The organism is Amycolatopsis sp. NPDC049691 (assembly GCF_040675005.1).
Lineage (GTDB): Bacteria > Actinomycetota > Actinomycetes > Mycobacteriales > Pseudonocardiaceae > Amycolatopsis.
In genome coordinates this window covers 269,455-288,539 of record NZ_JBFANX010000010.1, presented here as the reverse complement: position 1 = coordinate 288,539, position 19,085 = coordinate 269,455, and the positions used below count along the sequence as shown (strand labels likewise).

General features: G+C 71.6%; 16 protein-coding genes. 5 read left to right on the top strand and 11 right to left on the bottom strand.

Annotated elements, in window-relative coordinates; translation table 11 throughout:
- Nucleotides 1–15 precede the first annotated feature (15 nt).
- The 3 genes from AB0J40_RS24340 to AB0J40_RS24330 all read right to left on the bottom strand — a co-directional run bounded on the left by AB0J40_RS24340 (nucleotide 16) and on the right by AB0J40_RS24330 (nucleotide 4,632).
- The gene (locus AB0J40_RS24340; RefSeq protein ID WP_364456754.1) at nucleotides 16–1,233 is read right to left on the bottom strand and encodes an SGNH/GDSL hydrolase family protein; all 1,218 of its coding nucleotides are present in this window, start codon (nucleotides 1,231–1,233) and stop codon (nucleotides 16–18) included.
- Entirely contained in the window at nucleotides 1,230–3,527 is a 2,298-nt protein-coding gene (locus AB0J40_RS24335) for a glycoside hydrolase family 3 N-terminal domain-containing protein (RefSeq protein ID WP_364456752.1), read from the bottom strand. The genes AB0J40_RS24340 and AB0J40_RS24335 overlap by 4 nt, the downstream gene beginning before the upstream one ends.
- A gap of 79 nt (nucleotides 3,528–3,606) precedes the next feature.
- Nucleotides 3,607–4,632 carry a LacI family DNA-binding transcriptional regulator gene (locus tag AB0J40_RS24330; RefSeq protein WP_364456750.1) on the bottom strand — a complete coding sequence of 342 codons (1,026 nt, stop codon included), beginning with the start codon at nucleotides 4,630–4,632 and terminating at the stop codon, nucleotides 3,607–3,609.
- A gap of 133 nt (nucleotides 4,633–4,765) precedes the next feature.
- Here AB0J40_RS24330 and AB0J40_RS24325 point away from each other — a divergent pair, with 133 nt between their 5' ends.
- Genes AB0J40_RS24325 through AB0J40_RS24310 form a run of 4 tightly spaced genes read left to right on the top strand, consistent with a single transcriptional unit; the run spans nucleotide 4,766 to nucleotide 10,895 of the window.
- Nucleotides 4,766–6,058, top strand: coding sequence for an extracellular solute-binding protein (locus AB0J40_RS24325; protein ID WP_364456748.1), 1,293 nt, complete (start codon nucleotides 4,766–4,768; stop codon nucleotides 6,056–6,058).
- On the top strand, nucleotides 6,055–7,026 hold the full coding sequence (locus tag AB0J40_RS24320; protein ID WP_364456746.1) for a sugar ABC transporter permease: 972 nt from the start codon (nucleotides 6,055–6,057) through the stop codon (nucleotides 7,024–7,026). Before AB0J40_RS24325 ends, AB0J40_RS24320 begins: the two co-directional genes overlap by 4 nt.
- Nucleotides 7,026–7,850, top strand: coding sequence for a carbohydrate ABC transporter permease (locus tag AB0J40_RS24315; protein ID WP_364456744.1), 825 nt, complete (start codon nucleotides 7,026–7,028; stop codon nucleotides 7,848–7,850). Before AB0J40_RS24320 ends, AB0J40_RS24315 begins: the two co-directional genes overlap by 1 nt.
- A gap of 15 nt (nucleotides 7,851–7,865) precedes the next feature.
- Nucleotides 7,866–10,895 (top strand): glycosyl hydrolase 115 family protein, encoded by a 3,030-nt coding sequence (locus tag AB0J40_RS24310; protein WP_364456742.1) that lies wholly within the window; start codon nucleotides 7,866–7,868, stop codon nucleotides 10,893–10,895.
- A gap of 180 nt (nucleotides 10,896–11,075) precedes the next feature.
- Here AB0J40_RS24310 and AB0J40_RS24305 read toward each other — a convergent pair whose 3' ends face one another.
- Nucleotides 11,076–12,137, bottom strand: a complete 1,062-nt coding sequence (locus tag AB0J40_RS24305) for a LacI family DNA-binding transcriptional regulator (RefSeq protein WP_364456740.1) — start codon at nucleotides 12,135–12,137, stop codon at nucleotides 11,076–11,078.
- 69 nt (nucleotides 12,138–12,206) lie between these two features.
- On the opposite strand from AB0J40_RS24305, the gene AB0J40_RS24300 reads away from it, so the two are divergent.
- Nucleotides 12,207–13,226: an endo-1,4-beta-xylanase gene (locus AB0J40_RS24300; protein ID WP_364456738.1), complete on the top strand. Its 1,020-nt coding sequence runs from the start codon at nucleotides 12,207–12,209 to the stop codon at nucleotides 13,224–13,226.
- Here AB0J40_RS24300 and AB0J40_RS24295 read toward each other — a convergent pair.
- The 7 genes from AB0J40_RS24295 to AB0J40_RS24265 form a co-directional block, all read right to left on the bottom strand.
- Nucleotides 13,213–13,755 (bottom strand): polysaccharide deacetylase family protein, encoded by a 543-nt coding sequence (locus AB0J40_RS24295; protein WP_364456737.1) that lies wholly within the window; start codon nucleotides 13,753–13,755, stop codon nucleotides 13,213–13,215. The two genes, AB0J40_RS24300 and AB0J40_RS24295, sit on opposite strands and share 14 nt — an antisense overlap.
- A gap of 55 nt (nucleotides 13,756–13,810) precedes the next feature.
- Entirely contained in the window at nucleotides 13,811–14,743 is a 933-nt protein-coding gene (locus AB0J40_RS24290; protein WP_364456735.1) for an acyl-CoA desaturase, read from the bottom strand.
- Between the two features lie 288 nt (nucleotides 14,744–15,031).
- Nucleotides 15,032–15,235, bottom strand: coding sequence for a cold-shock protein (locus AB0J40_RS24285; RefSeq protein ID WP_086680104.1), 204 nt, complete (start codon nucleotides 15,233–15,235; stop codon nucleotides 15,032–15,034).
- A 99-nt stretch (nucleotides 15,236–15,334) separates the two neighbouring features.
- On the bottom strand, nucleotides 15,335–16,630 hold the full coding sequence (locus AB0J40_RS24280) for a cyclopropane-fatty-acyl-phospholipid synthase family protein (protein WP_364456733.1): 1,296 nt from the start codon (nucleotides 16,628–16,630) through the stop codon (nucleotides 15,335–15,337).
- Complete coding sequence (locus AB0J40_RS24275; RefSeq protein ID WP_364456731.1) at nucleotides 16,612–17,994, bottom strand: FAD-binding oxidoreductase; 1,383 nt, start codon at nucleotides 17,992–17,994, stop codon at nucleotides 16,612–16,614. Before AB0J40_RS24275 ends, AB0J40_RS24280 begins: the two co-directional genes overlap by 19 nt.
- Before the next feature lie 87 nt (nucleotides 17,995–18,081).
- Nucleotides 18,082–18,615 (bottom strand): hypothetical protein, encoded by a 534-nt coding sequence (locus tag AB0J40_RS24270; protein ID WP_364456729.1) that lies wholly within the window; start codon nucleotides 18,613–18,615, stop codon nucleotides 18,082–18,084.
- Entirely contained in the window at nucleotides 18,612–19,034 is a 423-nt protein-coding gene (locus AB0J40_RS24265) for a DUF6292 family protein (RefSeq protein ID WP_364456727.1), read from the bottom strand. Before AB0J40_RS24265 ends, AB0J40_RS24270 begins: the two co-directional genes overlap by 4 nt.
- Between the last annotated feature and the right edge of the window lie 51 nt (nucleotides 19,035–19,085).

The following is a 19,085-nucleotide window of genomic DNA, read 5'->3' as shown; positions in this document are numbered from 1 at the left end:
CGCTGGATAATTCCTTCACCCCGCCCGGAATAGGCCGGCCGGAATGCTCGACCCCAGTGCCCGGTAGCCCGCGGGGTTGAGGTGCAGGTGGTCACCGACGTCGTAGGCGGGCAGCAGCCGGGTCGGGGCCGCCGGGTCGCGGGCCACCCGGTCGAAGTCCAGGACCGCGTCGAAGTGCCCGCGGATCCAGGCGTTTACCGTGCTCCGGGCCGCTTCGCGCGCCGGATCGTCGTAGCCGGTGTTGCCGCCGAACGGGGTCAACGTCGCGCCGTACACCTGGATGCCGGCCGCGTGGGCGCGCGTCAGGATCTGGTCGTACGCGTCGATCAGGTCCGACGCCGTGGACGCGGCCGCGTCGGGGGTCGCCGTGCCGATGTCGTTGACGCCCTCGAAGACGATCGCCCACGACACGCCGCTCGTCGCCAGCAGGTCGCGGTCCAGCCGGGCCAGGACGTTCGGGCCCAGCCCGTCCTGCAGCACCCGGTTGCCGCCCGCGGCCTGGTTCACGACGGCGGCCGGGACCCGCGAAGCCAGCACGTCCGGCCAGCGGTCGTTGCCGTTCGTCGTCGACCCGCGGCCGTCGGAAAGCGAATCGCCGATCACCGCCACCGCCGACGCCGGGGACAGCACCTCGACGCCGCTCAAGAAGTACCAGTGGTCGACCGGTGTCGCACCCGGGAGATCGGGCGCGGACACCTGGTCGCCCGCCAGAAGGTAGGACGTCGTGCGCGAGCCCGGGTGCGACGTGATCGACAGCGACGCCTGGCCGTGCGCCAGGTACGTGGTCACCGTGATGTTCTCGAAGGGACGGACCGGGAACGGCAGCGGGTCGGACACCACCTGCGCGCCCACCGGAACCGTCGTCGACGGCTTGCCGTGGAACGTCACCGGCACGACGCTGCCCGGCACCACCGCGGAAACGCCGGCGGCACCGCCGGCCGGCCGGGCCACCGAAACCGCCGTGAGCGGCAGGACGGAACCGCCGAAGGCGTTCGAAAACCGCAGCCGGATCCGGGGTCCGCCGACGGAAACGTGCGCCGTCTGGCGCAGGGAAGCGTTGTCCAGCACCCGATCGGTTCCCGTGAAGGGCGCCGGCGGCATGTTGGACGGCTCCGTCAGCTGCGGCATCGACGTCCAGGTCGCGACCCAGTGCGACGCGGGCGGACGCCCCGACGCACCCACGAACAACGCGGTCAGCACCGCGAGGCAGAGGACCGCCGGCGTGCGCTTCACGACCCGAACTCCGGCGTCATCACCCGCTCGACACCGACGTACCGGCGTTCGCCGGTCAGCGTGCAGTGCAGGGTCGTGACGATCTGCTCGCTCGACGTCCCCACCCGCAGCTCGACGTCGCCCGGCTCGACCAGGCGGCGGCCCGCCCGCCCCGTGTAGGACGTCAGATCCGCGTGCAGCCCGATGTCCACCACCACCGTCGCCCCCGGCTCGACCGAAACCCGGCGGGCCGCGATCAGCTGACGCTCGGGCCGGGCGACCTCGGCGACCGGGTCGTGCAGGTACACCTGGACCACTTCGGACGCCGTCCGCGCGTGGTCGTTGCGCAGGGTCACCCGCACCCGGCAGACGCCGTCGGTCGGCCACAGCGACCCCGTCGCGCTGACGTCGGCCCAGGTCACCGGCGCGTAGGAAAGGCCGTGCCCGAACGGGAACAGCGCGGAGGGGTCGACCGTGCTCACCTCGCTGCGGCGCGCGAGCGGCGCGGCGAGGTAGGTCGACGGCTGGCTCGCGCCGGCCGCCGGGAAGCTCACCGGCAGCCTGCCGGACGGGTTGATCCGTCCACTGAGGACACCCGCCAGCGCCGGACCGCCCTCTTCGCCGGGGTAGAACCCGCAGACGACCGCCGCCAGGCGGTCGATCTGCCGCGAAAGCTCGTACGGCCGTCCCGACAGCAGCACCGCCACGACCGGCTTCCCGGTGGCGAGCAGGGCTTCCAGGAGCTCCTCCTGGCGGCCCGGCAGCCGCAGGTCGGCCGCGTCGCAGCCCTCACCGGACGTCCCGCCGCCGAACAACCCGGCCAGGTCGCCCAGCACCGCCACGCACACCGACGCCGAAGCGCACGCCGCCACGGCCTCGGCGATCCCGTCGTCGTCGCCACCGGTGACCGGGCAGCCCAGCGCGTAGGTGACTTCGAAGGATTCCCGCAGCGCCTCGACCACCGTCGGGACCGAGACGCCGAACGGGACGTCCGGGTGGTGGACGCCGACGTGCAGCGGGAAGGAGTAGCAGCCGAGCATCGCGCCGGGCGCGTCCGCGCGCGGACCCACGACGGCGAGCCGGGCGTCCGCCGCCAGCGGCAAGGTCCCGTCGTTGTGCAGCAGGACAATGGACTTCTCGGCGACTTCGCGGGCCAGCGCCCGCGACGCGGCGTCGTCGAGGTCGATCTCCTCCGGCACTTCCGGTGCCCAGTCCGCGTCGAGCAGGCCCAGCTCGCACTTCTGCCGCAGCACCCGTTCGAGGGCGCGGTCGACGGCGGCGGCGTCGACCGCACCCCCTTCCACCGCGGCGAGCAGCGGCTCGCCGTAGCAGTCCATGGTCGGCAGTTCCACGTCGATGCCCGCGGTCAGCGCCTGCCCGGCGGCGTCGCCGCGGTCGGCCGCGACGCCGTGCAGCCGGTGCAGGAACGCCACGGAGAAGTAGTCGGCGACGACGGTCCCGCTGAACCCGTAGGTGTCGCGCAGCAGGTCCGTCAGCAGGGAAGCGTCCGCGGCGCTCGGGACGCCGTCGGTGTCGGTGTAGGCGTTCATCACCGAACGCGCGCCCGCGCGCAGGGCGAGCTCGAACGGCGGGAGCAGGACGTCGGCGACTTCCCGCGGCCCGGCCGAAACCGGTGCCAGGTTGCGCCCGGCGCGGGAGGCGGAGTACCCGACGAAGTGCTTCAGCGTGGCGACGATGCCGGCGGACTCGAGCCCGGCGACGTAGGCGCTGCCGATGGCGCCGACGAGGTAGGGGTCTTCGCCGATGGTCTCCTCGGTGCGGCCCCAGCGAAGGTCGCGGGTGACGTCGAGGACCGGAGCCAGGCCCTGGTGCACACCCAGCGCGCGCATGGTCTCCCCGATGCGCGCGGCCATCCGCCGCACCACGTCCGGGTCGAACGTGGCGCCCCACGACAGCGGGGCCGGGTAGATCGTGGCCTGCCACGCGGCGAGCCCGGTCAGGCATTCCTCGTGCACCACGGCGGGGATGCCGAACCGGCTGCTGGAGACGATCTGCCGCTGGGTCCGCGCGAGGCTGCGCGCGCCGATCACCGGGTCGACCGGCCGGGTGCCGAAGACGCGGGTCAGCTGGCCGATGCCGTGGCGGACCAGGTCGTCGAAGTCGACCGCCGGGTCGTCGAAGTCGTGCTGGTGCGGTGCCACCTCGCCGGCGGAGTCGATGCCAACCCAGATGCCGTAGAGCTGGCCGAGCTTCTCGCGCAGGGTCATCCGGTCGAGCAGGGCGCGGACGCGTTCGGTCACGTCGGCCGCGGGGTCGCGCCACGGCTCGGGAGCCGTGGTGGGCTGCGTGGTCAAGGCTTTTCCGCCCTTCGTCAGAGGGAGCTTTCGGGGGTCCGGGTGGCAGAGCCCCCGGCCCGGGGCGAAGCTCCGGATGTCACAGGAGAGGAGATCGGGAGAGGGCCCGGGTCGAGCTGCGCACCACGAGGCCGGTGTCGAGCGTGACGTGGGTGCGCTCGACCTCGTCGCCGTTGATCAGCGCGATGAGCATGCTGATCGCCCGGTGTCCCATCTCCCGGATCGGCTGGTCCACTGTGGTCAGTGGCGGGCTGCAGAGCGCGGACTCGGGGACGTTGTCGAAGCCGACCACGGAAAGGTCGTCGGGCACCGAAAGACCCAGCTCGCGGGCGGCGCCGACGGTCGCGATGGCCGAGATGTCGTTCGCGGCGAACACCGCCGTCGGCCGGTCGGGGCCGGTCAGCAGGGCATGGGCCGAGGCGGCGGAGACCTCCGGGTCGTAGGCGCCGATCCGGATCAGGCTTTCGTCGGCGGGCACGCCCGCGGCTTCCAGGGCGCGCAGGTACCCCGCCTTGCGCAGCGACGCCGATTCGAGGTCGGGACGGCCGGCGAGGAACCCGATCCGCCGGTGCCCCAGGTCCAGCAGGTGCTCGGTGGCCAGCTGCGCGCCGCGCAGGTTGTCGGAGTCGATCGTGGGCAGGTGCGACGGCCCGGTGTGCGGGTCGACCGCCACGACCGGCGTGCCCGGGACGGCCTCGAGCGAGACCGCCGGTGTGACCAGCACGGCGCCGTCGACCAGGGTGCCGGAAAGCCGGGACAGGTAACGCTTTTCCCAGCCCGACGGGTCGCCGGTGCGCCCGCCCGCGGAGTAGACGACGAGCTCGAACCCGCTGCCGCGGATGGCGTCCGCGGCTCCCTTGAGCAGCTCGGTGGAGAACGGCTCGAGGTCGGCGACCAGGATCCCGATCACGTTGGTCCGGTGGTTTCTCAGGCTCTGCGCCACGAGGCTCGCCTCGTAGCCGAGTTCTTCGATCACCGCGCGGACCTTCGCGAGCGTCGCGGCGGAGACGCCGTAGCGCTCGTTGATCACTTTGGACACCGTGGCCACCGAGACGCCGGCCCGGGCCGCGACGTCACGGATGGTCACCCTCGAACTGGGCTGCATCGCCTCAGACTAACCATGGAAAACGTTATCGACAACGATTGACATCCGTTTTGCCCGGGAGCAGACTCTTCGCCAACCCGGGCGCAGTCGCGCCCCGTCCAACTCGGCCGAAGTCGTCAGGAGTGGACCCACGATGTCTGTCAAACGCCGGATCCCCGTTCTCGCCGCCCTGGCGGCCGTCGTCCCGCTCGCGCTGTCCGCGTGCAGCGGGGGGAGCGAAACGCCCGCCCAGCCGAGCGGCCCGGTCACCCTCACCTGGTGGCACAACGGCACCACCGACCCGATCAAGTCGATCTGGGAGAAGGTCGTCGTCGACTACCACCAGGCGCACCCCGACGTCACGATCAAGGCGCAGCCGCTGCAGAACGAGGACTTCCCCACCAAGGTCCCCCTCGCCCTGCAGGGCGCCGAGCCGCCGGACGTCTACCAGTCCTGGGGGGCCGGTGAGCTCGCCTCGCAGGTCACCTCGGGCAAGCTCGCCGACATCACCGACGCGACCAAGTCGTGGATCGGCCAGGCGGGCAAGTTCGCGGAGAGCTGGCAGGTCGACGGCAAGCAGTACGGCGTGCCGTTCGCCCAGCACTTCGTCGGCTTCTGGTACCGCAAGGACCTCTTCACCCAGGCCGGGATCACCGCGCCGCCGAAGACGATGGACGAGCTCAACGCCGCCGTCGCGCAGCTGAAGGCCAAGGGCATCGCGCCGATCGCCGTCGGCGGCAAGGACCGCTGGCCGGATGCCTTCTACTACAACTACTTCGCGGTCCGCGAGTGCTCCGCCGACGTGCTCAAGCAGTCGGTGAAGGCGGTCAAGCTCGAGGACCCGTGCTGGACGAAGGCCGGGCAGGACCTGAAGAACTTCCTGGCCACACAACCGTTCCAGACCGGGTTCGCCGGTACGCCCGCCCAGCAGGGCGCGGGCAGCTCCGCCGGCCTGGTCGCCAACGGCAAGGCGGCGATGGAGCTGCAGGGTGACTGGGAGCCCGGCACGATGTCGTCGCTGACCGAGGACAAGCAGCTGGACTCGAAGATCGGCTGGTTCGCGTTCCCGTCGGTCGCCGGCGGCCAGGGCGACCCGGCGGCCGTGCTCGGCGGCGGCGACGGCTTCGCCTGCACCAGCCGCGCGTCGAAGGCGTGCGCGGACTTCCTGCAGTACCTGAACTCCGAGCCGGTGCAGACCCAGCTCGCGGCGCAGGGGACCGGCCTGCCGGTGAACGCCGCGGCGGCGAAGTCGCTGAAGACCGACACGCTGAAAGAGGTCTTCGACTACGGGACCAAGGCTCCCTACCTGCAGATGTACTTCGACAAGGCGTTCCCGACCGCGGTCGGCGCGGCGCTGAACGACGCCGTCGCGAACATGTTCGCGGGCCAGGGCACCCCCGAAGGCATCGTGGCCGCCGTCAACCAGGCCGCGGCGGGCAACAAGTGACCACGGCGACGACGCCGGTGCGGACGACCGAGCGGCCGTCCGCACCGGCGGCCCGCCCCCGGCGGCGGCGCTCCGGCCTGGGCAAGCGGCTCGAGCTGGCGCTGCTGCTCGGGCCGGCCCTGCTGCTGTTCGCCGGGTTCGTCCTGGTGCCGATCGGGATCGCCGGGTTCTACAGCCTGTTCCAGTGGAACGGCTTCGGCCCGCTCGACAAGTTCATCGGCCTCGACAACTACGTCGACGCATTCACGGGCGCGGTGTTCCAGGGCGCGATCGCGCACAACCTGATCATCGCCGGGCTGTCGATCGTGGTGCAGCTGCCGCTGTCGATCGGGCTGGCGATGCTGCTCAACCGGAAGCTGCGGGGCCGCGCGGTGCTGCGCGCCCTGGTGTTCGCGCCGTACGTGCTGTCGGAGGCGATCACGGCGGTGATCTGGGTGCAGATGCTGCAGCCGAGCGGGTTCGCCGACCAGGTCCTCAAGGGTGTCGGGCTCGGCGGGCTGATCCACCAGTGGGTGGCCGACCCGGGCATCGTGCTCTACACGCTGTTCGCGGTGATCACCTGGAAGTACATCGGCTTCGGCATCATCCTGCTGCTCGCCGGCCTCCAAGGGGTGCCGGCCGAGCTGCGCGAAGCCGCGGCGCTCGACGGCGCGTCGGCCTGGCAGACCACCCGGCACGTCGTGCTGCCGCTGCTCGGGCCGACGATCCGGATCTGGATCTTCCTGTCGGTGATCGGGTCCCTCCAGCTGTTCGACGTCGTGTGGATCATGACGCTGGGCGGCCCGGCGAACGCGTCGACGACGATGGCGACCTACCTGGTCGACCACGGCTTCAAGCGCTACGAGTTCGGGTTCGGCTCCGCCGTCGCGGTGATCCTCTTCGTCATCTGTTTCGTGTTCGCCCTGCTGTACCAGCGGTTCGCGCTGCGCCGCGACACCGAGGGCGCCCTGACCAGGATGGTGGGCTGATGCGCTCGCGCAGGTTCGGCATGGCGACGGGGTACCTCGCGGCGATCGTCGTGCTCGGCGTGACCGTGGTGCCGCTGCTGTTCGTCGTGCTCGGCGGGTTCCGCACCAACGCCCAGATCAACAACGACCCGGCCGGGCTGCCCGGCCCGTGGGTGACGGACAACTACGCCTCGGTCCTCGGCTCGAGCGCGTTCTGGACGTTCCTCGGCAACAGCGCGCTGATCGCCGTGATCGCGACCGTGGTCGCCGTCGGCCTGGGCTCGATGGCCGGCTACGCCCTTTCGCGCTACCAGTTCAAGGGCCGGGAGGCGATGTACACGCTGTTCACGCTCGGCCTGCTGTTCCCGCTCACGGTGGCGACGCTGCCGCTGTACCTGTGGCTGCGGCAGCTGGGCATGCTCGAGAGCTTCTGGGGCGTGGCGATCCCCGAGGCGGCGTTCTCCCTGCCGGTGACGATCGTGATCCTGCGCCCGTTCATGCACGCGATCCCCGGCGAGCTCGAAGACGCCGCGGTGCTCGACGGTGCGAGCAGGCTCGGGTTCTTCTGGCGCATCCTGCTGCCGCTGTCGGCGCCCGCGCTGACCACGGTCGCCGTGCTCGCCTTCGTCACCAGCTGGAACGCCTACCTGCTGCCGTTGCTGGTGTTCAACGACTCCGCGCACTTCACGCTCCCGCTCGGCGTCGCCCAGTTCCAGTCGCAGTTCTCCCAGGACACCGCCCGGGTGCTCGCGTTCACCGCGCTGTCGATGATCCCGGCACTCGCGTTCTTCGTGCTCGCCGAACGGCGCATCGTCGGTGGGCTGACCGGATCCGTGAAGGGCTGACTCAGGAGGTCTGCCGTGCCGTCCGAGGTCCACCGTCGTGCCTTCCTGCAGTTGCTCGCGCTGGCCGGGGCCGGCTCGGCGGCGCTCCCGGCCCTGGCCGAGGCCGGAACCGGATTCCCGCTGGTGTCCCGGGGAAAGGCCGCGACGATCGTCGTCGGCTCGGGTGACCAGCCGGGGGTGCGGCGGGTCGTGGGCGACCTCGCCGCCGACGTCGAACGCGTCACGGGCGTGCGGCCCGCGGTGTCGTTCGACGTCGTCCCGGCGGACGGGCCGGTCGTGCTCGTCGGCACGCTCGGCCACAGCCCCCTGGTCGACTCGCTGGTCGCCGCCGGCCGCCTGGACGTCCGGGACGTCGCCGGCAAGTGGGAGACGTCGCTGAGCCAGGTCGTCGACGGCAGGCTCGTGCTCACCGGCAGCGACCAGCGGGGCGTGATCTACGGCGTCTACGAGGTCTCGCGGCGCATCGGCGTCTCGCCGTGGTACTGGTGGGCCGACGTCCCGCCCGCCCGGCAGGCGGAGCTGCACCTGCCGCCGGAGCGGTTCAGCCTCGGGACGCCGCACGTGAAGTACCGCGGGTTCTTCATCAACGACGAGAACCCGGCGCTCGGCACCTGGGCCCCGGCGTACTTCGGGCCGGGGAAGGCGCCGGGCTTCCCGAACGGCTTCAACCACCTCTTCTTCGCGAAGATCTTCGAGACGATGCTGCGGCTGCGGGCCAACTACCTGTGGCCGGCGGTCTGGGGCCGCGCGTTCGCCGAGGACGACCCGCTCAACCACGCCACGGCCAAGGAGTACGGCGTCGTGATGGGCACCTCGCACGAGGCGCCGATGATGCGCGGCATCGAGGAGTGGAACCGGCACGCCGTCCCGGCCGTCCGCGACTCGTCGGGGACGATCGTGACGCCGGGGCACGACCCGTACGGCGGCACGGGGGAGTGGAGCTTCCGCCGCAACGGCGACGCCATCAAGGCCTACTGGACCGACGGGATCCGCCGGATGGCCCGCGAGGGCTTCGAGGGCGTCGTCACGCTCGGCATGCGCGGCAACGGCGACGTCAGCCTCCCCGACGGCGACGGCATCGAGCTGATGCGGGAGATCATCGCGGCGGAGCGGGACATCCTCGCGCGCGAGCTGAGCACCGACGTCCCGCAGGTGTGGACGCTGTACAAGGAGGTCCAGCGGTACTGGGCCCAGGGCCTGCGCCCGCCCGACGACGTCATCGTCGTGTTCACCGACGACAACTGGGGCAACGTCCGCAAGCACCCGGACCTCTCGCTGCCGCCGCACCCCGGCGGGTACGGGCTGTACTACCACTTCGACTACGTCGGCGGCGGCCGCAACTACAAGTGGGTCGACACCGCGCTGCTGGCGAACACGTGGGAGCAGCTGCACCAGGCCGCTTCCTACGGGAACGACCGGTTGTGGGTCGCCAATGTCGGCGACATGAAGGGAAACGAGCTGCCGCTGCAGTTCTTCCTCGACTACGCGTGGGATCCGGCGTCCCTGCCCGCCGAGCGTCTGTCCACATGGGAACGAACGTTCGCCGCCGAGAACTTCGGTTCCGCGCTCGCGTCGGACATCGCGTCGGTGCTGCACGACTACGGCAGGCTGCAGTCGCGTCGCAAGCCGGAGCTGCTGAACCGGCGGATCACGGTGGACGCCGCCGGGGTGATCACCTACGACGACCAGATGACTCCGTTCAGCCTCGTCGACTACCGGGAGCTGGACCGCGTCACCGAGGAGTGGCAGGACCTCGCGGCGCGGACATCCCGGATCGCCGCGCGGGTGCCCGCGGTTCACCAGGACGCGTTCTTCGAACTGGTGGGCTACGAAGTCACGGCGTCGGCGAACCTCTACGCGTTGCGGCGGGCCGAGTTCACGAACCTGTTGTACGCGGCGCAGGGGCGCGCGTCGGCGAACCGGCTGGCCGCGGTCACCGAAGCACGTTTCGCCGACGACCTGGCGCTCGCGGAGAAGTACAACACCGGCATCGCGGGCGGCAAGTGGAAGGGGTTCCAGACCCAGCCGCACATCGACTACGGCGACGTCGCCCGGTACGGGCCCAACGCGCCGTGGCAGCAGCCGGAGCTGAACAACGTCGCGCTGCCGGACGTCATCTTCCCGGCGGTGCGGCGGATCGAGGTGCCCGCGGCGGCTTCCCTCGGTGTAGCGGTCGACGGGTCTGCGGAGGCGTGGCCGGGGGCCGCGGGACGTCCGGTGCTGCCGGAGTTCAGCCCGTACCAGAGCGCGCCGGCGCAGTACATCGACGTCTTCAACCGCGGCCGGACACCGTTCCGGTGCACGGTCTCGGCGGGCGCGCCGTGGGTCCGGGTCGAGCCGCGCGGCGGCCGGGTGGAGGAGGAGCTGCGGATGACCGTGCGGATCGACTGGAGCCGGGCGCCTCGTGGGACGACGACCGTGCCGATCACGGTGTCGGGCGCGGGGCAGTCGGTGGTGGTGGACGCGGTGGTGCGGCAGCCGGCCCTGCCGGCGTCGTGGCGGCGCGGGTTCGTCGAGGCGGGCGGGTACGTGTCGATGGAGGCCGCGCACTGCAGCGCGAACGTGCCGGCCGGGCCGGTTTCGTGGCGCCGGATCCCCGACCTGGGCCGGACGGGCGACGGGATGACGCCGTTCCCGGTGACGGCGGCGAGCCGAGCGGTGGGCGCGGGACCACGGCTGGAGTACCGGCTGACGCTGGTGACGCCGGGGCTGGTGACGGTGTGGGCGTACCTCTCGCCGCGCAGCAATGTGCTGCCGGGGGACGGGTTGCGGTACGCGGTGTCGTTCGACGACGCGGCACCGCAGGTCGTGAACATCACGAAGGCCACGGGCGCGGACGACATGACCATGAACCGCCAGTGGGAGCGGACCACTTCGGACAACGTGAACCTGACGTCCACACGGCACGAGGTCGGGGCGGGGCCGCACGTGCTGAAGGTGTGGATGGTCGACCCGGCGGTGGTGGTGCAGAAGCTGGTCGTCGACACCGGTGGGCTGCGGCCGAGTTACCTCGGGCCGCCGGAGAGCATGCGGTGGCCGGGATGAGCGGGCTGCCGCGGGCACCGGAGGCGGCCGGCTCGGAGGCCTGCGGGGGCGCCCCCCGTCTTCCACTCTACCGGTGGGCACCGACAATTCCGGCGCCCGGGAAGCCGCAAGGGACCGCCGGCCCCGGGCTGCCCTGGCCCCTCGCCCGACCGGCCGCCGGGCGTGGCCGCCACCCGGCCGTCACACCCGGCCGGCCGACAGGACCTGGTGCGCCGGCGCCGCCGTGCTTTGCCGGACCACCAGGCTCGTCGCCAGCTCCAGCCGGTGGCTCTCCGGGTGCGTTCCGCGGGCCAGCGAAATCGCCAGCCGGGCGCCCGCCGCCGCCATCTCCTGCAGTGGCTGGCGGATCGTCGTCAGCTCCGGGGTCAGCCAGCGGGCCACCGGGAGGTCGTCGAAGCCGACCACGCTCAGGTCGTCCGGGATCCGCAACCCCGCGTCGCGCGCTGCCTCGTACACCCCCAGCGCCTGCAGGTCGCTGCCCGCGAACACCGCCGTCGGACGATCCGGGAGGGTCAGCAGTGAAGCCAGCTCCCGGTAACCCGACCGGACGTGGAAGTCGCCGCGGCGGACCAGCGCCGGGTCGAACGCCAGCCCCGCCGTCTCCAGCGCCGTGCGGTAGCCGTCGATCCGCGCGCGGCTGCACAGCACCCCGTCCGGCCCGCCGATCATCGCGATCCGCCGGTGGCCCAGCTCCACCAGGTGCCGGGTCGCCGTCAGCCCGCCCTGCCAGTTCGTGGCCCCGATCGAGGGCGTCTCCGGTCCCGGCGCGCCGGCCGGGTCGACCACGACCAGCGGGATGTCGCGGGCCCGCAGCTTCGCCAGCTGCCCGCCGGTGAAGTCGGAGCACACCGAAACGATGCCGACCGGCCGCCGCGCCAGCACGCTTTCCAGCCAGCTCTGGCCGGGCGTGTGCCGGCCCGACGATTCCGCGAGCACGACCGCCATTCCGTTTTCGCGGGCGACGTACTCGACCCCGCGGATGATTTCCAGCGCCCACGTGCTTTCGAGTTCGTGGAACATCAGTTCCAGCAACCGGGAACGGCGGGACCGTTCGTCGGCCCGGCGGCGGTAACCGTATTTCCCGATGACGGCTTCGACCCGCGCGCGCGTGCTGTCGGCGACGTCGGGGCGGCCGTTCAGCACTTTCGAAACGGTCGGTACGGAAACGCCGGTTTCGGCCGCGATGCGGGCGATGGTGACCCGGGACGCGAGGGGCTCGGGATCGTCAGACTTCGTTGTCATGGAGGAGATTCTAGGTCATCGAAACCCGGTTTGACACGCCCCGAAACTTTCGAAAAATGGAGGATGCAGATGCTGCGAAGAATTCCTATTAAACGCGCGCTGATGACGGCGGCGATCGTCGCGGGCATTGCCGTGTCGCAGGCGCCGGCGGCTTCGGCGTCGGTTCCGCTGAAAGCCATCACCCACAAGTACGTCGGCAGTGCCGTCGCGGCCGCGTACCTGGCGAACGAACCCGACTACCGGGCCGTCCTCACCCGTGAATTCGACAACGTGACACCCGAGAACGAGATGAAATGGGGCACGGTCGAACCCGTCCGCGGGCAGTACGACTGGTCGGGCGCCGACGCCATCGTCCGGTACGCCCAGGCGACCCACAAGACCGTCCGCGGCCACACCCTGGTCTGGCACTCCCAGCTGCCGGACTGGGTGGCCGCGCTGCCCGCCGACGAGCTGCGCCGCGTCCTGCGCGACCACATCACCACGGAGGTCAAGCGGTACCAAGGAAAGATCCGCGCCTGGGACGTCGTCAATGAAATTTTCAACGAGGACGGCACGCGCCGCGACACCGTCTTCCGGCAGAAGCTCGGCGACGGCTTCGTCGCCGACGTCTTCCGCTGGGCGCACGCGGCCGACCCGCACGCGAAGCTCTACATCAACGACTACAACATCGAAGGGATCAACCCGAAGAGCGACGCGGTCTACGACCTGGTGAAGACGCTGCGGCGGCAGGGCGTCCCGATCGACGGCGTCGGCATCCAGGGGCACCTGTCGATCCAGTACGGCTTCCCGGGCCAGTACCGCGAAAACCTCGCCCGCTTCGCCAGGATCGGCGTGGAGACCGCGGTCACCGAGGCCGACGTGCGGATCCCGACCCCGCCCGACGCGGCGAAGCTGGACACGCAGGCGAGCTACTTCGACCAGCTCTGGGACGGCTGCCAGGCGGTCCGGCGGTGCGTCGAGTTCACGACGTGGGGCTTCACCGACCGGCACTCGTGGGTGCCGGACGTCTTCCCCGGCGAGGGCGCGGCCTGCCTGTTCGACGAGAACCTGCAGCCGAAGCCGGCGTACCTGCGGATCAACCCCTGGTGAGTCCCGGCCGCAGGCCGCGGGCGGCGAGTGCGGCGAGGATCCGCGGCACCGCCGCCACGGTCGCCGGGCGGCCTTCGTGCAGCAGCACGACACCGCCCGGCTCCGCGCCGTCGGCGGCGGCCACGATCTCGTCCGCGGAGGCGCCCGCCCAGTCGCGGGTGTCGACGGTCCACAGCACCTCGGTCAGCCCGTGCGCGGCGACGGTCTCCGCGACGGCGTCGTCCGTGTCGCCGTAGGGCGGCCGGAACAGCACCGGGCGCACCCCGGTCAGCGAAGCCAGGAGGTCCTGCGTTCGCCGGACCTCCTGGTCGCGGACCTGCGCCGGCAGACCGGTGAGGCGGGGGTGGGTCCACGTGTGGTTGCCGATCACGTGACCGGCCGCCGCGATCTCCCGGACGAGTGCCGGGTGTGCTTCGGCGTGCTCGCCCCACAGGAAGAAGGTCGCCCGCACCCCGCCGAGCGCGGCCAGCAGGGCCGGCGTCGTCGAAGGGTACGGGCCGTCGTCGAAGGTCAGCGCCACCGCGTCCACCCGGCCAAGATCACCCCGGTGCCGCCGCCGTGGCAAGGACTTTCGCGGGCTTTCGTCAGCGGGCCAGCGCGGCCAGCCGCTTCGGGGTGGGCCACCGGACGTTCCACGCCCAGCCCAGCTTTTCGAACGCCCAGATCACCCGCGCGGAGACGTCGATCTGGCCGCGCAGCACGCCGTGGCGGGCCGACGTCGGGTCCGCGTGGTGGGTGTTGTGCCAGGACTCGCCCATCGACAGGATGGCCAGCGGCCAGAAGTTCGCCGACCGGTCGCGGCTGGCGAACGGGCGCTCGCCGATCATGTGGCAGATCGAGTTCACCGACCACGTCACGTGGTGCTGGAACGAGATCCGCGCCAGGCCGGCCCAGAGGAACGCGGTCAGCGCGCCCCACCACGACAGGGTGATCAGGCCGCCGAGCAGCGGCGGGAGCAGCAGGCTCAGCACGACCCACAGCGGGAAGAGCCGGTCGACGACGCGCATGTCGCGGTCGCCGGCCAGGTCGGGGGCGAAGCGGTCGACGTTGGTCTTGTCGCGGCCGAAGAGCCAGCCCATGTGGGCGTGCCAGAAGCCGCGGGCGAGCGCCACCGGCGAGGTGCCGAACAGCCACGGCGAGTGCGGGTCGCCCTCGCGGTCGGAGAAGGCGTGGTGACGGCGGTGGTCGGCGACCCAGCCGATCACCGGGCCCTGCGCGGCGAGGCCACCGGCGATCGCCAGCGCGATCCGCAGCACGCGCTTCGCGCGGAACGCGCCGTGGGTGAAGTACCGGTGGTAGCCGACGGTGATGCCCAGCGTCGACACGACGAAGAACGCCCCGCCGATGGTGAGGTCGAGCCAGCTGACGCCCCAGCCCCAGAACACCGGGACGGCCGCGGCGAGCGCGAGGAACGGGACCAGCAGGAACGTCCGGATGGTGATCAGCTCGGCCACCGTCTGGCGGCCGGAGAGCACGGGTTTGGCGACGGGACGGGGAGCCTTCACGGAGGCTGTCATGCACTACTCGTTTCGAGGTCTAATCGCGCGCGGAGCGGGGCTCACGCACCGAGGCCGGGGGAGCGGGACACCCGGCGGTCAGCGGTCTGCGGGTGGCCGGGCGCGTCACCGCTCCTGTCGGCGATCGGGCCTCGGCGGCCACCAATCGAGAGTGGGTCCGGCCGGACGCCGGCGTACTGAGGTGCTCTCGACCCTTCCCATGTTACCCGATCGTTGTGAGCCCGCAGTGTGGCCGGGCACGAGAAAGGCCCCCGCCCCGGAGGGCGAGGGCCTTCGGTGCCTCGTGGCTCAGATGACGCTCACGCGCTGGGCCTGCGGGCCCTTCTGGCCCTGGCCGATCTCGAACTCCACGCGCTGGCCCTCATCGAGGGACTTGAAGCCGGTGCCCTGGATCTCGGAGTAGTGGACGAACACGTCCGGACCCCCGCCATCCTGGGCGATGAAGCCGAAGCCCTTTTCGCCGTTGAACCACTTGACACTGCCCTGAGCCATACCCATACCTACTCTTTGTAGTGAGCCGGGATGTCCCGTTCGGACACCCTGGTCTCCCCACCATCCTCCCATCTACGCCCGCGCGGGGCACGCCCGGTCTCAAACTCCCCAATCGGGGCGCAGCGGCATGCCCATCCCGCCCTCGCTGTCGGTCCGCACGCCGAGGATCTGGTGCAGCTCGATCTCGCGGCGTTCGAAGGCCAGCCGGCAGGCCGCGAGGTACAGCGCCCACACCCGGCTGCGGCCGGCGCCCGCCTCGGAAACGGCCTCGTCCCAGTGCTCGTCGAGGTTCGCACACCACCCGGCCAGGGTCAGCGCGTAGTGCTCGCGGAGGTTCTCCGAGTGCCGGACCTCCAGCCCGGCGTCGTGCATCGCGGTCATCAGCTCGCCGGGGGCTTCGAGCTCGCCGTCCGGGAAGACGTAGCGGTCGATGAACCCGCGCGAGCGGTGGGCGACGCTGGTGTCCGGGTTGGTGATGCAGTGGTTGAGCAGGCGCCCGTGCGGCTTGAGCTTCTCCGCGAGGAACCGGAAGTAGCCGGGCACGTTGCGGGCACCGATGTGCTCGGTGAGGCCGATCGAGGAGATCGCGTCGAACCCGGTCTCGGTGACGTCCCGGTAGTCGAGGTGGCGGATCTCGGCGCGGTCGGCCAGTCCGAGGGCGACGATGTTCTTCTGCGCCCACTGGGCTTGTTCACGCGAAAGGGTGACCCCGAGCGCCTCGACGCCGTAGTGCCGGACGGCGTGCGCGACCATGCCGCCCCAGCCGCAGCCCACGTCGAGCAGCTTCATCCCGGGCTGCAGGCCGAGCTTGCGGCAGACCAGGTCGAACTTGTGGTACTGCGCCTCCTCCAGCGTGGATTCGGCTTCCGGGAAGACCGCGCACGTGTAGGCCATCGACGGGCCGAGGACCAGCTCGTAGAACCGGTTGGACACGTCGTAGTGGCTGGCGATGGCCTCGCTGTCGCGGCCCTTCGAGTGCCGCAGCGCGGTCAGCCCGCGCCGGAACCGGCTCGGGTGCTCCTCGGCGGGCGGCTTGACCACGCGCAGGTGGCGCGGGCCGAGCTTGCGCAGCAGCCACAGCCGGTCGGCGGCGCTCAGCTGGTCGACCTGGGCCGACAGCGCGCGCAGCGCGGTGTACAGGTCGCCGGTGACGTCGAGCGCGCCGGCGACGTAGGCGCGGGCGAGGCCGAGGTCCCCGGGGGAGGACATCAGGTAGTCCAGGGCCAGCGGCGAGCGCACCTGGATGGCGACGGGAGCGTCGGCCGGGCCGCTGCTGCTGCCGTCGTAGGCGGTGATCGACACGGTCGCGCGGGGGCCGAGCAGGCGCTCGAAGACCTCGCCGACCGGGATGCTTGCCTGGTTCACGTTCGTTCCTTTCACCGGCGGCGGACGCATTTCTCGTAGAGGCCGAGCAGCCGCCCGCCCGGGTCGTAGGTCCGCTTGAGGTCCCGGTAGGCGTCGCCGTTGTAGAGCCGCCAGAACTCGTCCTCGGCGTAGAAGCTGTCCGAGTAGAGCGACTTGTGCCCGCCCAGCCGGGTGACCTCGGCTTCGATCATCCGGTTGTGCACGCCGTCGCGCTCGCCGGGGTCCAGCGGCACGGCCGACCAGAACCCGAAGTTGACGTACAGCGCTTCGGGGTCCAGCTCGTACAACGGCCAGCGCACGCCGCCGGGGCGCTGCCGCAACGGGCAGACCCACACCGGGCTGATCGGGATCTCCCGTTCGAAGAACTCGAGGAACTCCGCGGCGCGCCCGACCGGGACCTCGATGTCCTGCACGATCGTCTCCTCCGGCGGGAGGCGCCGCAGCTTCAGCAGCCGCTCGGCGATCTTGAACCGGCGGTCGAGCGCCACGGCCCTCCAGTACACCGAGGACCGCAGGAACCGGCGGCCGAGCAGCAGCCGCGGCAGCCGGTGCTGGACGCCGAACGCGCGCGAGCACCAGAACCAGTCGGTGTCCCACCGCCAGAGGTAGTCCCGCACGGTGAGGTGGTCGGTTTCCCGCCGCCGGATCGACCGGTAGTAGATGTCCAGCCAGGTGTAGTCGCTCGTCGCGGGCGCGGTGTCGGTGAACTTCGCCAGCGTCAGGTACAGCTCGTCGGGGCCGAAGATCGTCCCGTCGACGAAGTCGTGCTCGCCGCTGTCGCACTCGTGCGCGAGCGCGCGGAAGTAGGTGTCCCGGTCGTGGTACCGGACGTGCCGGAGGGCCACGAACGGCTTGACCGGCTCGAGGACGATCTTCAGGCGCAGCGCGTACCCGAGGGTGCCGTAGGAGTTCGGGAAGCCGCGGAAGAGGGCCTGGTGCTCGTTGTCCGGTGTCGCGACGACAATCCGGCCGTCCCCGGTGAGCACTTCGAGCTCGAGCACCGACTCGTGCGGCATCCCGTTGCGGAACGACGAGGACTCGATGCCGAGCCCGGTCACCGCGCCGCCGAGCGTGATGGTCTTCAGCTGGGGGACGACCAGCGGCATCAGGCCGTGCGGGAGGGTGGCGTCGACGAGCTGTTCGTAGGTGACCATCCCTTCGACGTCGGCGGTGCGGCTTTCGGGGTCGACGCGCAGCACGTGGGTGAAGCCGGAGACGTCCAGTCCGGGGTGCTTCGCGGCGGCACGGGAGCGGAAGAGGTTGGAGGTCCGCTTCGCGAGCCGGACGGTGGCTTCACCCGCGACGGCGGTGAGCTGCCGCCGCAGCGCGTCGACGCGGGCTTCGTGTTCGGGGAACGGCGGGGCCTGTGGCACCCCGGCCTGATCGATGGTCACGAACCCGATCCTGCCTCACGCCGACGGCGGGCGCACCGTGCCGCCGCACCACGGTTTCCGGGACCGTCCCGGCTGGTGGGAACGGGGTCAGGCGACGGCGTGGAGCGGGGTGTCCTCTTCGAGGAGTTCCGCCGCTTCGGCCAGGAACGCGTCGATCTTCCGCAACCGGCCGGCGGTCCGGCGTTCGGTGGCGGCGAGGTATTCGACGCGGCGGCGGGCGTGCTCGATTTCGTGGGCCGCGCGTGCCCGGGCGTCCTCGAGCCGGCGGGCCGCGGTCTCCTCGGCTTCGCCGACGATCGCCGCGGCGCGCTGCCGGGCCGCCGCGACGACGCCGTCCGCTTCGGCGTGGGCCAGTTCGAGCAGGTGGCGCACGCGGTCCCCGACCGCGGCCGGGTCGGCGGGGGTCCGGCACAGGCGGTCGGCACGCGCGCGCAGCGCGGCGTTGTCGGAGCGGGCCTGTTCGAGGCGCCGCGCGAGCTGCTCCGCTTCGGCGACCGCGGCGTCGCGGTCGGCCGTGAGCAGGCGGATCTCGGTGAGCAGCTCGTCGATCCGCTCGTCGACCTGCTCCCGGTCGTAGCCGCGCAGGGTGAGGGCGAAGCTCTCCGGCAGGGGGATCGTCATGAGCGGCGCAGGAGGTCGGCGAGCCCGGCGTCGGCCGCGGACCGCAGCGTGACGGGGTCGGGGCGGCCGACGGTGTGGTCGTCCTCGTGCAGTGCGGTGACGAACCGCGCGACCCGCCGCGGCGCCGGGGCCACGGTCGGGCCGCCCAGGTAGCGCAGGACGATCAGGTCTTCGCCGGAGTGCGTCTCGATGGCCGCCGCCCAGCCGCGTTCCTCGTCCCAGAGGAGCGCGACGTCGCGGTCGGGGTAGTGCGGCAGCCGCGTGTCGAGGGCGACGTACGCCGACAGCGGCGCGTCGTGGTCGAGGGTGCACGACTCGAGGCCGATCCCGAGCTCGGCGGTGACGTCGCGCAGGTAGTCGAGCAGCGCGGGGACGGCGGGGTGCTGGTAACCGGTCGGCAGGGCGATCGATGCGGTCACGGGGGGACGGACCCTTTCTCGGAGGTGGTTCTGGTACCACCGTTCTAACAT